This window comes from Ferruginibacter sp. (assembly GCF_049840995.1).
Taxonomy (GTDB): domain Bacteria; phylum Bacteroidota; class Bacteroidia; order Chitinophagales; family Chitinophagaceae; genus Ferruginibacter.
In genome coordinates, this window is the sequence record NZ_JASGIP010000006.1 from 452690 (window position 1) to 467067 (window position 14378).

10 protein-coding genes and 1 tRNA gene are annotated in these 14378 nt (G+C 41.8%); 4 read left to right on the forward strand and 7 right to left on the reverse strand.

From position 1 onward, the window contains the following. Nucleotides 1-7: 7 nt before the first annotated feature. Nucleotides 8-1405 carry a hypothetical protein gene (locus QM738_RS17025; protein ID WP_462277929.1) on the reverse strand — a complete coding sequence of 466 codons (1398 nt, stop codon included), beginning with the start codon at nt 1403-1405 and terminating at the stop codon, nt 8-10. After that, on the reverse strand, nt 1350-2768 hold the full coding sequence (locus tag QM738_RS17030; RefSeq protein ID WP_462277930.1) for an aminotransferase class V-fold PLP-dependent enzyme: 1419 nt from the start codon (nt 2766-2768) through the stop codon (nt 1350-1352). Before QM738_RS17030 ends, QM738_RS17025 begins: the two co-directional genes overlap by 56 nt. A gap of 181 nt (nt 2769-2949) precedes the next feature. Between QM738_RS17030 and cphA the strand changes: the two genes are divergently transcribed. Together cphA and QM738_RS17040 are read left to right on the forward strand one after the other, a co-directional pair. Continuing rightward, nucleotides 2950-5571, forward strand: coding sequence for a cyanophycin synthetase (cphA, locus tag QM738_RS17035; RefSeq protein WP_462277931.1), 2622 nt, complete (start codon nt 2950-2952; stop codon nt 5569-5571). A 51-nt stretch (nt 5572-5622) separates the two neighbouring features. After that, nucleotides 5623-6078, forward strand: coding sequence for a hypothetical protein (locus tag QM738_RS17040; protein WP_462277932.1), 456 nt, complete (start codon nt 5623-5625; stop codon nt 6076-6078). Between the two features lie 2 nt (nt 6079-6080). On the opposite strand, the gene QM738_RS17045 is transcribed toward QM738_RS17040, so the two are convergent. Both QM738_RS17045 and QM738_RS17050 read right to left on the reverse strand, forming a co-directional pair. Beyond that, entirely contained in the window at nt 6081-6968 is an 888-nt protein-coding gene (locus tag QM738_RS17045) for a homogentisate phytyltransferase (RefSeq protein WP_462277933.1), read from the reverse strand. Beyond that, entirely contained in the window at nt 6965-7702 is a 738-nt protein-coding gene (locus QM738_RS17050) for a hypothetical protein (protein WP_462277934.1), read from the reverse strand. Before QM738_RS17050 ends, QM738_RS17045 begins: the two co-directional genes overlap by 4 nt. Nucleotides 7703-7735: 33 nt before the next feature. Here QM738_RS17050 and QM738_RS17055 point away from each other — a divergent pair, with 33 nt between their 5' ends. Further along, nucleotides 7736-9148: a DUF92 domain-containing protein gene (locus QM738_RS17055; protein ID WP_462277935.1), complete on the forward strand. Its 1413-nt coding sequence runs from the start codon at nt 7736-7738 to the stop codon at nt 9146-9148. A gap of 70 nt (nt 9149-9218) precedes the next feature. Next, nucleotides 9219-9289: transfer RNA gene (locus QM738_RS17060), tRNA-Gln, on the forward strand. Nucleotides 9290-9384: 95 nt separating this feature from the next. On the opposite strand, the gene QM738_RS17065 is transcribed toward QM738_RS17060, so the two are convergent. The 3 genes from QM738_RS17065 to QM738_RS17075 are packed head-to-tail and all read right to left on the reverse strand — an operon-like array spanning nt 9385 to nt 14166. Beyond that, nucleotides 9385-10521 (reverse strand): SIR2 family protein, encoded by a 1137-nt coding sequence (locus QM738_RS17065; protein WP_462277936.1) that lies wholly within the window; start codon nt 10519-10521, stop codon nt 9385-9387. Between the two features lie 6 nt (nt 10522-10527). Continuing rightward, on the reverse strand, nt 10528-12096 hold the full coding sequence (locus QM738_RS17070; RefSeq protein WP_462277937.1) for an MBL fold metallo-hydrolase: 1569 nt from the start codon (nt 12094-12096) through the stop codon (nt 10528-10530). A gap of 9 nt (nt 12097-12105) precedes the next feature. Continuing rightward, nucleotides 12106-14166, reverse strand: coding sequence for a hypothetical protein (locus QM738_RS17075; RefSeq protein WP_462277938.1), 2061 nt, complete (start codon nt 14164-14166; stop codon nt 12106-12108). Nucleotides 14167-14378 lie beyond the last annotated feature (212 nt).

Below are 14378 nucleotides of genomic sequence, written 5' to 3' on the forward strand. Positions count from 1 at the left end.
TGCTTATTTACATGATCTTTGTGGCCATCTCTTTAAATTCCCCATCTACAATTTTATACGTTCTGCCTTTTATCTCGATCACCTCCCCTTCTTTCATTTTCGCAAGGTCATAAATATCTTTTTCGATAAGATGTATTGACCCTTTCGTTTTACGGGCAATGTTCAGATAATCAACATTTATACGGCCATAAACTCCGCACAAAACCACTTTAATTGGTTTCTTTATTGCTGAAAGTAGCGAGATATCCTTTACCGGTGCCCAGTTGTCTGCTATCATAACTACTGAATCGCAGGCTGCACATAGTCGCTCTGCATTAATAAGAGCCTCGATATTATTTTCAGGCGCATCACCACCATAGCCATTACTCATGGCCGTAACGATAGTCTTTTCCACTTCTTCGTACCTCGAAGTATTTACAGAATAAATCCCCCCTGTTTTTCCAATAATTTTTTCCTTATCATTTTTAGTATCACCATCATTAAAAAAAATAAATAAACGCTTAAGCCCGTCGTTGGCAGTCAAATTTAACCAAAGCAACAATTGTCCGGTATAAGGATACATACTGCCTGTTACATCGGCGATCACTACAGCCTTCTCCCATTTATGCCTTTTAAACACGGCAGATACAGTTGTATCTACTGATTCGTAATTATATAGGCCAGGTAAATAATCACAACCTCCGTCTTTGGTATCTAAAACGTAGTAAACCGAGTCAAGGTTTTTTAAATCAGGATAAAATTTATTGAAAGATTTTTCATCCAATACCGACTTATCTTTAAAAATATCCTTTCGGGCAATTTTTTTTACTGTTCTTGTATAGCCCTTTTTTAGTTCCCAAACATCTTTCACTTCGTCTTTATAAAATGAAAATGTCGAGCAATATTCAATAGTGGAGTCGGGTGCAGCCTTGATCCCCTTTTTTGCTGTGCTGGTTCCTAAAATTTCATGCAGTTTTTTTATTTCTATTTTGGCTATCTCCTCGCCCGGTTTTGGCCTGTAATAAATATAAAAACCATGCACCATGCTTAATGCAGCGTTTCTATTATAAGCTCCCGTTTGTCTTATTTTTCTAAACTCAGTTCTATTATTGGAAAAAACACCCGGTAATCCCTTTGAAAGCGTTTGAAGCCTTTTCTTATTTAACATAGAAAAATCCGCTTTGGCCGGGTAATCAGAATATACCAGGTCAATTAATGCAATATCTGCATTTTTCAATTCTTCAATAGCTATCTGTTGGTTTATTGTAAAATCAGCTTTCCCAAATTCCATTGGCAGGTACATTACCTTGCTTCCGGATATTTCCATCTGGTAATACTGTTTCTTTATTTCGACAAGTTTCAGGATTGAATCAATATGGCTGGTTTGAGTTTTCGCCTGCTGATGAAAGAGAAAAATAAATATCAAGGGTACGATTAATTTCATAATTTATTTTTAATAGGGGAAGATGCAGTACTAAATAAAATCCACAGCCTAAATTCAACTTTTCGCAAATGCCTCGAATCCCTTCTATCAACCTATCTAAATTCTTGGTAGAAGTATACACATTCGGTGTAACCCTTACACCATGTATATTTTCCCAATCAATGCCCACGGTATGCACCTTGTAATTGGTCCATAGATAGCTGTCCAGTTCGGCAGGCTTTTTACCTTCCACGCTTACCAGCCCAATAGCACAACCAAAATCCCTTTTAAGCGAAGTATGAATTTTTACTTTAGGAATATCTTTCACCCTTTCTATCCAGTAATTTTTTAAATAGAGCAATCTTTCCTCTTTTCTTTTAGCGCCGATCATATCAAAAAAATCAATGGCTTTATCAATGGCTTCTTCAATAAAAAAGGGCCTTGTGCCCAGGTGTTCAAACTTGCGGATATTATCTTCTTCCTTATCACCAGCGCCAAACAAAGGCCATACATTTTTTATCTTCTCTTTACGTATGTACAGCAAACCTGTGCCAATTGGCGCTCCCAGCCATTTGTGCAGGCTGGTACCAAAATAATCGCAATTAAGATCAGGAATTAAAAATTCAAACTGCGCAAAAGTATGGGCGCCATCCACCAGCACTTCAATATTCTTTTTCTTAGCGGCATCCGCTATTTTTTTTACCGGCATCTTTTGCCCTATCCAGTTGATCATATGCGTTACCTGCACCACTTTGGTCTTGGCAGTAAAAGCATCGGTATATTGTTTTACCAGGTAATTTTCATCTTCGCTCGGCAATTCTAAATTGATCCATACCAGCTTAATGCCTTCGCGTTTTTCCCTTTGTTTCCAGGCGGCGATCATATTAGGATAATCCTGTTTGGTCAGCACCACTTCATCACCCGCTTTTAACTCAATACCGAATATCACGGTTTCCAGCGCTTCAGATGCATTGCGTACCATGGCAATCTCTTCCTTATCACAACCGGCCAGCTGGGCAAGATTCTTTCTTAAAGGCTCCCTGCCCTGGTCCACCACCCGCCACATAAAATAACTGGGCCCTTCATTGCTGATGTCGTAATACCTTTTCATGGCATCGGCCACCACTTTGGGCGCCGGCGATACACCACCATTATTCAAATTGATGAAATTGGAAGAGATAGTATAAGCCTGCTGCACATAATACCAGAATTCATCTTCGGAGGCTAACGCTCCCGGCGGAACATTTTCAGCATCTTTTAAAGCGGCTTTTAAATTGCGGCTCCAGGCGGGTTGCAAAACACCGGCCGTTAAGGCTGCGCCGGACAATAAACTTATTTTATTAAGAAAAGAACGACGGTTGCCCATGCTTTAGGTTTTAGAATTACAATTTACAGATTTTGTTTTTTGCAAAGCAAGATGATTTGCCTAATTTTCATTTCGCCATAAAAACACCAAAGCACAAAATTCATTTCGCTAAACTAAAAACTGATCTCCTCCATAATCAGTTTCCCTTTTTGGGGGCGGAGGGGGCATTAAAACTGCATTTATGAAGATTCTTGAAATTAAAGTATTAAGAGGCCCCAATTACTGGAGCGTACGCCGTACCAAGCTGATACAGATGAAGCTGGACCTGGAGGAAATGGAGCAACGCCCCACCAATTCTATTGACGGGTTCAGGGAAAGGCTGGAAAAAATGTTCCCCACTATGATCGAACACCGCTGCAGTGTGGGTGAACGCGGCGGTTTTTTTCAACGGGTGGAAGAAGGCACCTGGATGGGCCATGTGATTGAACATATTGCACTGGAACTGCAGACACTGGCGGGCATGGATGTTGGTTTTGGCCGCACCCGCAGCGCCAACGAAAAAGAAGGCGTGTATTATGTATGCTTTACCTATATGGAAGAAGACGCCGGCATCTATGCTGCCAAAGCATCAGTAAGGATTGCACAGGCATTGACGGACAATGTACCTTATGATCTTACAGAAGACATACAGCAGTTGAGAGAGATAAGAGAAGATACCCGCCTGGGCCCATCTACCGGTTGTATTGTGGATGAAGCGGCAAAAAGAAATATTCCTTATATACGCTTGAACAAACAAAGCCTGGTGCAATTGGGTTATGGAGTGCACCAGAAAAGAATACGTGCTACTATTGCGTCCACCACTTCCAACATTGCAGTGGATATTGCCTGCGATAAAGAGGAAACAAAAATGCTGCTGGAAGCAGCTGAAATTCCTGTACCAAGAGGGACTGTGATACGTACGGAAGTGGGCCTGGATGAAGCCATTGAAAAATTCGGGTACCCGTTGGTGATAAAACCAATTGATGGCAATCATGGTAAAGGCAATACCACCAATATCATCAACCGCGAACAGGCGGTAAAAGCCCTGGAGGCAGCTAAACAATATGGCCGCAGTGTGATCGTGGAGCGCTTTATCACCGGCTTCGATTTCCGCGTGCTGGTGATCAATCATAAATTTATTTGCGCCGCATTGCGTACACCCGCCAGCGTTATAGGCGATGGCGTGCACAATATCCAGTGGCTGATAGATGAAACAAACAAAGATCCCCGTCGTGGTTACGGGCACGAAAAAGTATTGACGCAAATAACCGTCGATCACAGCACCATGAAGATGCTGGAAGAAAAAGGATACACATTAGAGACCATTCCCCCGAAAGATGAACTGGTATTGTTAAAGACCACGGCCAATCTTTCAACCGGCGGCACCAGTACTGATGTAACAGACGAAGTACACCCTGCCAATGTATTCATGTGCGAACGCATTTCAAAAATTATCGGCCTGGATATTTGCGGTATCGATATCATGGCAACCGATCTTCGTACGCCCGTAAGCGAAAATGGCGGCGCTATTTTAGAAGTGAATGCCGCACCGGGCTTCCGCATGCACATTGAGCCATCTGTTGGTTTACCCAGGAATGTGGCCGAGCCGGTAGTGGATATGTTATTCCCCAAAGGAAGTGAAGGAAGAATTCCTATCATTGCCATTACAGGGACCAATGGTAAAACCACCACAACAAGACTGACCGCACATATTGCCAAGAGCGCCGGAAAAAAAGTAGGCTATACCACCAGCGATGGCGTGTATATTCAAAACCAGCTGATGATGAAGGGTGATTGCACCGGGCCGGTATCCTCCACATTTGTATTAAAAGATCCTACGGTTGATTTTGCAGTATTGGAATGTGCAAGAGGTGGCATCTTAAAAAATGGTCTGGCATTTCAGAATTGCGATGTGGCAGTGGTCACCAACGTAGCTGCCGATCATATCGGCCTCGGAGGTATCAATACGGTAGAACAAATGGCGAAAGTAAAAGCCGTGGTTCCTGAAACGGTATTTCCGCATGGTTATGCCATTTTAAATGCAGAAGATGATCTTGTATATAATATCCGGGAAGGATTGAAATGCAACATCGCTTTGTTCAGCATGGATGAAAATAATCCACGCATTAAAGAACATTGTGCCAAAGGCGGACTGGCCACCGTTTATGAAAATGGTTTTATCAGCATTATGAAAGGCACCTGGAAAATAAGGGTGATGGCCGCAAAAGATATTCCGCTTACCTACGAAGCAAAAGCCGTGCATAATATCGCCAACTGTTTGCCTGCAGTACTGGCCACTTATTTATACCGGGATATTTCTATTGAAGATATCCGCCAGGGCCTGCAAACTTTTATGCCGGGAGAAAGCCTTACACCGGGAAGATTGAATTTCTTTCACTTTAAACACATCACCTTCCTGGCAGATTTTGCACACAATCCGCATGGCTTAAAACTGCTGGGTGATTTTGTAAGCAAACTCGATTATCCAAAAAAGATCGGTGTTATCAGTGGCACCGGCGACAGAAGGGATGAAGACATTATGGAGCTGGGCGAAATATCCGCACAATATTTTGACGAGATCATTATCCGCTGCGATAAGAATTTAAGGGGCAGAACAGCCGATGAGATCATTGCATTATTACAGCAGGGCATCAATAAAATAAATCCCAACATTCCTACAATGGTCATCGCCAATGAAAATGAAGCGCTGGAATATATTTATGCCCACCAGCAACATGGCGCTTTGTACACCATTATGTGCGACGTGGTGGCCGGCGCACTCGATAAGATAAAAGAATTGAAAGCGAGAGAAGAAGGTAATTAATAAATTTATGCAATACCGGGGCATGGTGCATCCTTTTACAAATGATGTATCATGTCCCGGTATCTTTTTTTACTACTGCTGCTTTTTTCAACCCGATGGGTTACCGCTCAAACCTCCGTTCGTCAAATCGACAGCATCTGCACCTCCATTGATCAAAAAAACGATTTAAATTGTTACCAGGCCTGTGGCAGAAATGTTTCGCACCTAACCTGCTACAACAATTATAATGAAGACAGCCTGTTGCACAGTGATGGTTTTATCGACCGGAATGACAGTTCCTTTGCCTTCAGTTATTACTATTTCAACAACCAACCTGTAAGGGTTACTTTACAATTAAAACACCCGCTCAATAATTCCGTATATAATGCCACTTATTATTTTAATAACGATACACTCATTATAGTAACGGGAGAAAATGTGCAGCTATCCAATCCTTCACTGGCCTTGTATTATGGTAGAAAATGTACTTACTGGTTTCCTTTGCAAAAAAACAATCACTATCAATAGCATTATAAGAGCATCCACACCGAGAAAACAATATATTCAGCAAAGAAAAATATCCAGAAACGCAGGTAGAATTTTTTGATGGAGTATTGATCATTCAGCTCCACAAAATAATAATTGAGCAGGAAGAGCAACAACAATGCAATATGTGTCGCGACAAGAAAAACAGGATATCTTTCTGCATAAAAAAAACTCCATCCCAATACTGCAGCATAAGCCGCACCTACTATCATCATCCCTCCCCTTAAAGCATTTTTTTTAGAATAGAGCACTGCCAGTGTTCTTACATGAAATTTCGCATCGCCTTCTGTATCCGGCAGGTCTTTGAACCACGCAATGGCAATACTGAATGCCATGATAAAAAAAGTAAGGCACCAGATATGCCCGGGCAATATATAATTATCATGCATGCTTTTTTGAAAATGGAGAAAGATGCCCACATTTACCAATACACCTCTTACCAATGTAATGGCCAAAGCCGCCGGCAAATGATGCTGTTTTAAATACAGCGGTGGTAATGAATAGGCAATACCTATCAAAAGAATCACTATGATAAGTACACCGTAAAAAACGGAAGCAATAAAAGCAAATAATAATGCAAATACGATCGCAGTGCATACAATGACCATTGCAGCACGCCTTGATAAAGTGCCGGCGGCCAATGGCAAATAGGGTTTATTGATCTTATCCATTTCCACATCCGCCATTTGATTGATACCTACAATAAAAACATTACAGGTCAGCGCTGCAATTAAAGTAACGGCATACAACCAGGCATACTGCTGCAATCCCTTTCCATTGCAGGCAATGATATACAGCGCTGTAATGCTGCACAGCGACCCGATGATAGTATGCGGACGACTGAATTGCCAAAATGTTTTTAGTGTGTTCATAAATTAACCGGCTGGCCTTTTAAATACACAATATTTCCCTTCCAGTTTTTGATCGTATCTACTGTAATGATATACGCTGTTGTATCATTTTTTAACATCGCTGCATATTGCTGTACTGTTTTTGACTTCAGTACAGAAATAATACCATCATAAGTAACCGTAAATAAGTTAACTGGAATGATATAGGTAAAAAATAATCGTGCCCATGAAAAAGGCCGTACAAATGGGGCGGTAAACAATTGTAATACTATACCGGTTACTGCGATCTTTAACACGTTCAGCACCGAAGGTTCCAGTATCTCTGCAATCAAAAAAGATGTTCCAGCTTCCGAAAATCTTTTTAATAACAGTTGCTGCTCTTCATTTGAAAAATGATGAAAAGCGTTATACATAGTATAACAGGCGCTGTTGTTAAATTCCATTTTCAATACATCCGCTGTAGGAGCTGCATACGTTATTGCTTCGCTGTTTTTAAATGACAGGTCGGGATATTTATCGGTCAGTAATAATGGTATTTTATTAGCCAGTTGCTGATGGATATACACCGCCGGTATGCCGCTGCCGCTGCAGGTATCCTGCAAAGCGGTGATCTTATTTTGCTGGATCAATTGTTGTAACACGGGTGCAAGCGGTTGGTACAATTTTGTCCACACAGCCATGTTACCGATAAATTCCATTTGCCAACGGCGCAAAATTGCAGGAAACCAATTATGATCTTCCAGTTCTTTCAGCATTGCTTAAATTACAGCTTAATATTATACAATATAATGCATTTATCGCAGCACGACCTGTTCAACACATTGATCGCAATTACCACCATTGCAGTTGCCATACTATGTGTTACGCTTTCTATAAATAACAAACTGGTAAGTAAATTTTTTGGCAGAAAATTATTGCATATTGTGGCAGTAGGCACCTGTGCTTATGCCATACAGCAATTTGAGAACAGGCTGCTGCCGGCTTATATTTTCCTGGCCATGTTCTTTATTTTATTATGGCCTGTTCAAAAAGACTGGATGAAAGCCAATGAGCAAAAGACTTATGGCATTGCGCTTTTTCCACTGGCATTTGCTATATTATTATTTGCAGATGCTGTTCCGCTGCACATTGTTGTATATGCTGTTTTAATACTCGGCATTAGTGATGCAATGGCGGGCATTTGCGGTGAATACTTCAGTAAAAGAAAAACTGTTTTCCTGTTTGAACAAAAATCATGGATAGGTTTTGCTGCATTTTATACCAGTGCGCTGATCATTTCGCTGTTTTTCTTCAATGGCTTTTCTTTACACGGCATTTTGCTCTGTCTCGCTTTATCATTGCTACCCGCACTTACAGAATTATTCAGTTACCGCGGCAGCGATAATTTCACCGTGCCTTTGTTTACTGCCATATGGGCTTTGCTCATCATCGATTTGAACAACAGCCAGCTGCAATGGTTGTTATTATCGGCAGTGCTGTTTGCCGCTGTTGCTTTTGCAGCCGTATATAAAAAATGGCTTACCGGTGCCGGTGCAGCAGCAGCCTGCTGGATGGCATTGTTATTTTATGTTACAGGAGGCTATAAAGCATTTATAGTACCGGGCATTTTTTTGATCAGTGGCAGTCTTTTATCCAAACTCAATCAACCACAAAAAGAAAAAGAAGGAAGAAATGCACTCCAGGTTTTTGCCAATGGCATTATCGGTATCATCTTCATGATCCTGTTTGGCCTTACTGATCAAACCGCTTACCTGCTTACTGCCGTGGTATCGTTCAGCATCAGCATGGCCGACAGCAGCAGTTCCGAAATAGGCTTTTATCTCAAACAAAGAACCTACGATATCATTTCAATGAAGGCATTGCCGCCGGGCGTATCGGGCGGTATTTCTGCTGCCGGTACTTTGGCCGGACTGGCAGGCGCCGCGGTAATAGCATTTGCAGCGGCTTTTGCCTATACGCTTTCCTTTCCCGTTTTTATTGCCATCCTGGTTACGGGCTTTACCGGCATGCTGACAGACAGTATTTTAGGCAGCTGGCTGCAGGTAAAATACCTTGATCCTGAAGGAAATCCTGCCGACGATGCCCCGCCCGGTGCAAAAAAGATAGGCGGCTATACCTGGTGCACCAACGATGCTGTGAATATTTTAAGCAATGCCTTAATTACCCTGCTGTTTTTCCTGTTTTTAAAGCAAATAACCTGAAAATCCTTTGGCTGAAAAGGCCCAAAACCTTATTTTTGCACCCCGATTGAGCATCTTGCTTAATTCTGATTGGGTTATGGTGTAACGGTAGCACTACAGATTTTGATTCTGTCTGTCTAGGTTCGAATCCTGGTAACCCAACAAAAAAGGACAAATTGACCATAAGCAATTTGTCCTTTTTATTTTATCACCAATGAGCAACCGGGTTATTTTTTTTAAACAACTTACCCATACGATCATTTACTCAGCTCGGCAAGAAATTCATCTGCATACTTATCAAACCCACCACATTTAAAATTGTATTGCTTGATTCCCAAAAAGCTGTCATACCGTGGTTTGCTGCTTTCACTTAACTGCACAACAGTTATCTTAGGCCATTTGTCTTTAGCAGCCAATGCTCTAAGGAACATCGAACGGATGTCAAAATCCTCTGCAGGCAATGAATAACCAACAATGATCCATTCATCAGCGCTTCGCAATTCTTCAAAACAATTCCTCCAGATTTCATGCAGGTTAGGTTCATCCATTTTGCGGTTGAACGACATTGTTACCAGTACCGGCTGTAAAGGCCAATATCCACAATGACAAGTATTATCAGGTATTTTGTTATTACTAAATGTCAGGTCATAAATATCGTTCGTGGGATTGATATACAGGAAACCACAACGCCGGCATTTTAACCAGTCTGTTGAGCCATGCAATTTAAATATCCGGTACAATGGATCTTTAGGTCTGTCATAAACAACCGCTTCATTCAGCACAGGATCTCTCCAGCTTACACCATAATCTACAAATTTATCCGCATCCCATACCTGTTCCTTTGTGAGTAATGAAGACTCAAAAGACACGTCGTAATTAGAAGAGACAATTGATACAAAATGTTTTCTCTCTTTATTAGATCGCTTGATCCATTCCAGGTATTTTTCTATGCTTTTACTTGGCAAGGGTTCATGATCATTGATGATACTGATGATTGCCCAGTCAAACAATGTCTTCAAAGATTCCAGGCTCCACCGGTCCGTTAATTTCTCCGGTTGCAGTTTTATCTCATCCAGGTCAAAATTCCAGTCCATTAAAGAATGACCCGAAGAGATCATATATTCAAGCTGCGATAATAATTCCGTTACCAGCGGTATAGCAGGTTTTTCAACAGCCTTCTCATCAAAGTGCGCCCGCATACCAGGCGATAATGCGATCACCAGGTTTTTAAGCAGTTGCCGGTACATATTGGCTACTTTGTCACTGGCCCCGTTATGATCAAAAAGCGATCCGTCTTTTATCCGCTTTATGATCGATGGCAATATGCTTGACGTTAACGGATACCCGAAACTTGCCGACATACCAGCACCCAGGAACAATACCATCTTTTTCATATCTGCCTATATTTTACAATTGTATTGAATAAAAACCGGCTTTTTCTTACCGGTTAACATTTCTGTTTCATACAGCTTTTTACCTAATGAAGCAGGGTCCAGCGTTTTTGAAGGCCCGTTGGTGATCTCGAATTCATCCATGATGAATAATTTGCCCTGGCATCTTTTGATCAGTTCCTGCAGCAGGAATTTATTCGGCATAGTGCTTTTCCATCCTTTGGCGATCCTGTGCCGGTCGAGTGTTGCAATGGCAGCCAGGTCAGGATGTTCCATCATCATAATACCTTTTTGCAAAGCAGTACCATTATAACTCAGATGATGCCCTACCTTATAGAATACTGTACGGTTCAGCAGGTCTTCTACAAAATGCTTATCACCTGCTTTTTTAGGCTTCCATTTTGCCATATCATGCCAGCTTTCCCAACTGCCATATTCAGCATCACCCGGAAAAAGCAGTACTTTTTTTGTATGATCGAATTCAATAGCCATTGCAAGGCTGGTATTATTGATATGACTGTTCAGCCGCAGGGCCAGCGAGCCGGCGCTGTTAAGCCAGTCGTTATCGATCTTACGCCAGGAAGCATCTGCAGCATTATAACTATCACGGGTAACCGTTATTTCCTGCGCCGTTGCATTATCTTTTTCAGGCATTACAAAAGAAGCTGTAAAAGGAAGATCATTTACAGAAGAAGAACCAATATTAAGAAAGGCACTGGCCGCAAGTGCGCTCTCATTCAGTGATAGTTTTTTATTGAACACATCAACGCCTTCCTTACCATCTTTAAAAATATATTCCCTGTTCATCGGGGGGCCAAGAATATGAAATTTGATACCGGTTGCTTTTGCAATAGTTACTGTTTCGCCCGGGTTAAGATATTTGACCTTGGTACCTTTTTGTTTAAGGATGTCTTTGATCTTTACCATGCCCGGCAAGGATTTACCGGTATCTTCGGCAGCAGACAGGTTGATCTCCGCTAAGGTATCCAGCCCGTTCAGAAAAAATTTGTTATTATCCTGTAACACACGGCTGTAATAATCATTCTGCGGTTGATCTGCAAGCGCCTTATTACCAGCCTTGATCGAGTTGATGGCCATACCTAAAGCTTTTTTCATTTTGGATCTTTTTGTTTGCAGCTCCTTTGCCGCTCCTGTAGGATCCTTCGGGTCTTCTGTCCATGCAAACCATGCTTCCCCGATAGTGAAATTATTGAAAGTGGCAGCGCATTTTGCAAATCCGTTTACATGATCATTGTGTTCATGCGTGATCACCAGCAGGTCCACTTTATTTTTCACATATTTTGCCAGGTGATCCACATAAGGTTGAAAATCTGCCGGTGTGCCCTGGCAACTGCCGCAATCGATCATCATTGTAAATACCTCCGCATCATTGTGGCAGTATTTAACAATAAAGCAATCCCCAGTACCAAGGCAATACATCCTTATCTTGACATTATTAATAGCACCACCTGCGCTGCTGCCGGCTTTTTTCGAAACAGTTTTTTTAGCCGCGCTTTTTTTACTTGCTGTCTTTTTGGTTGCAATCTTTTTAGTTACAGCTTTTTTAGTTGTTGCCATAAAAAACTTTTAATGCTGGTGAAGAAATGCAAAAGGTTCAGCCATCTTATTTCCTTTTGCGCCAAAATACAATGCAAATTCGTTGCCGGGCTGATCATCTGCATTGTTTTGCATCCTGTACTGCATTTCCACTCTTTTCATATTTATCTGCAGTTTGTTGTTTACATTCATCTCGTCCATATCTACAAGTGATTTACCGATCGCATATTTCAATTTTTGCGCATCAAGATCAAAGATCAATGTACAGCCGCCTTTGAACTCAAAACCATTTTCGGGGACCGGCGGCGGCAATTTGCCGGGATTATGAATATCGAATGACGGATCTGGCACAAAAAAATCTTTAAAAACGCCATCAGCAAATAATATCCCGCTTTTTTGAAAAATTGAGAATATCACTTCATTGATCTGGTTGCCATCCGGGCCAACCCTTGAAACCAGCCGTAAATTCAGTATCTGGAATGCAGGCCCATTATACCGAACAGATTTCCTGATACCCAGTTTATATGCATCATTTGTAAACACCAACCCTGTAAGCTTTCCAAACTCTACAGAATCCTCGAACTTCTTTTTTACCCTGGTATGCAAACCTTCAATATCATCCTTCTTACTTCCTCCTATATATTTACGGGTGATCTTGGATATCTCTTCCCGGTCACTCACATATTTAATAGCATTTCCATAATCACGTAAAAAACTAATGATGATTCCTAACAATTGCTGGGTGTCCGTTCCCGACCGGTAACTGGCTGCAATGTTCTTATCTTTTTCCTGCCCCGGTTCTCCTGTAAATCCGATATTCAACAATGGAAATCTTAAACTTTCCACGCTGAGTGTTTTAATCCCTTCAGGATAAATACCTCTTCTTCTGAAAGCGTCAATAAATGCAAGCCTGTAATCTCGGGAATCTTCTGCTACAAGATCCAGGTCGGCAGTAACAATCGCACGCAGGTAATCTCCAAAACTCAGATCGACGGGTGGACAATAATCAAGTGCACGGATACACATGTTCAGAACATGGCCTGCTGCCTTTGAAGCTTCTGTTGCAAGCCGTTTAACCAGGTCAGGATGAAGATCACCCTGCCTCAACACACCGGTACCGTCAGACGCAATACGCATCAGGTCGCCGATCCTGCTTTTGTAAATACTGATGAATGCTTCAAAAACTGCTGCAACAAGTATAGAGCCTCTTTCGTGTGGCTCCTTTACATTCCTGTAATCATCAGGGTCAGGCTTAATAGGCGTCCAGGCGCCTGTTACCTCGTCTTTTTTCCCTATGGCATCCCTTAAACTGCCATAGCTGCCGATTGCAGTGCCAAATTGTTGTGCTAACTGGCCCAGTAGGTTTTGTGTACTCAGGTCACCTCTTGTTTTTGCTATCTGGTGTTCCAGCACCTGCGGAAAAGTAAAATGCTGGAACAGGGCAACAATGTCAGCAAAGGCTTCATGAAAAGCAAGCATATCCGGGTTGGTGGCCTCATTAAAATTGCCGTGCATCCCATCCAGTATAGCGTGCGTGGTCTCATGCGCAATAATATCATGGCTCAGGCAGGTGAATACCAGGCTGTCGGGCATATTGAGTGTTTCATCAATAGGCGCTGCTGAAAAATAACCGAACAGCAAGGCTTTTTTAACCGGACTGTAATAGGCATTAGCTTCGCGTAAGGCATGGGGATAGATGCGCAGCTTGGGTACATACAATTCATATCTTTCATCCAGCACCCGCTGAAAAGACCAGAGTATTTTTCTTCCAAGTGCTCTTTCAAAATTCTTAATAGTAAGCATGGATACCGCATACACCATTTGTTGATGAAAGCAGGGATCACCCTCGCTGGGGTCCAGTCCATCCTGAACCAGCACAAATGTATCATCCAGGTTTACCGGTTTATAAAATTTATTTACAGTAGGATCAAAGTCTATCACTTCAACATATTCCCCGCTTGGGCCGGGTTCCAGTTTTTCCCACGGAATTTTATACACGATATCATTAATGGAAGCAGTGTCCATTGTTAATGATAAACTGGGGTCAAATGCGTATCCCCTTAGTTTTCTGAATGGAGGTTTTTTGGTCATACCGGCTTTTTATATCGTTGGTAATAGATGCTGTTGCGACAGAATTCTTTTGATCAGCCTACCAGTTCCGCAAATCATTTTCAGCAATAACAGATAGCTGAAATTTGGAGTCATATCAAATATCTAAACCCACACCCGATTTTGCAACAGTATAAACACGGTATTTTATAAACCCGCAGAGTTGTATCAACCCACCTTGATGAATGGATAGC

Excerpts from the sequence above, each read along its gene's own strand:
- QM738_RS17030 (WP_462277930.1), bottom strand. The coding sequence starts at position 2,768 with ATGGGCAACCGTCGTTCTTTTCTTAATAAAATAAGTTTATTGTCCGGC.
- cphA (WP_462277931.1), top strand. The coding sequence starts at position 2,950 with ATGAAGATTCTTGAAATTAAAGTATTAAGAGGCCCCAATTACTGGAGC.
- QM738_RS17040 (WP_462277932.1), top strand. The coding sequence starts at position 5,623 with ATGTCCCGGTATCTTTTTTTACTACTGCTGCTTTTTTCAACCCGATGG.
- QM738_RS17045 (WP_462277933.1), bottom strand. The coding sequence starts at position 6,968 with ATGAACACACTAAAAACATTTTGGCAATTCAGTCGTCCGCATACTATC.
- QM738_RS17050 (WP_462277934.1), bottom strand. The coding sequence starts at position 7,702 with ATGCTGAAAGAACTGGAAGATCATAATTGGTTTCCTGCAATTTTGCGC.
- QM738_RS17055 (WP_462277935.1), top strand. The coding sequence starts at position 7,736 with ATGCATTTATCGCAGCACGACCTGTTCAACACATTGATCGCAATTACC.
- QM738_RS17065 (WP_462277936.1), bottom strand. The coding sequence starts at position 10,521 with ATGAAAAAGATGGTATTGTTCCTGGGTGCTGGTATGTCGGCAAGTTTC.
- QM738_RS17070 (WP_462277937.1), bottom strand. The coding sequence starts at position 12,096 with ATGGCAACAACTAAAAAAGCTGTAACTAAAAAGATTGCAACCAAAAAG.
- QM738_RS17075 (WP_462277938.1), bottom strand. The coding sequence starts at position 14,166 with ATGACCAAAAAACCTCCATTCAGAAAACTAAGGGGATACGCATTTGAC.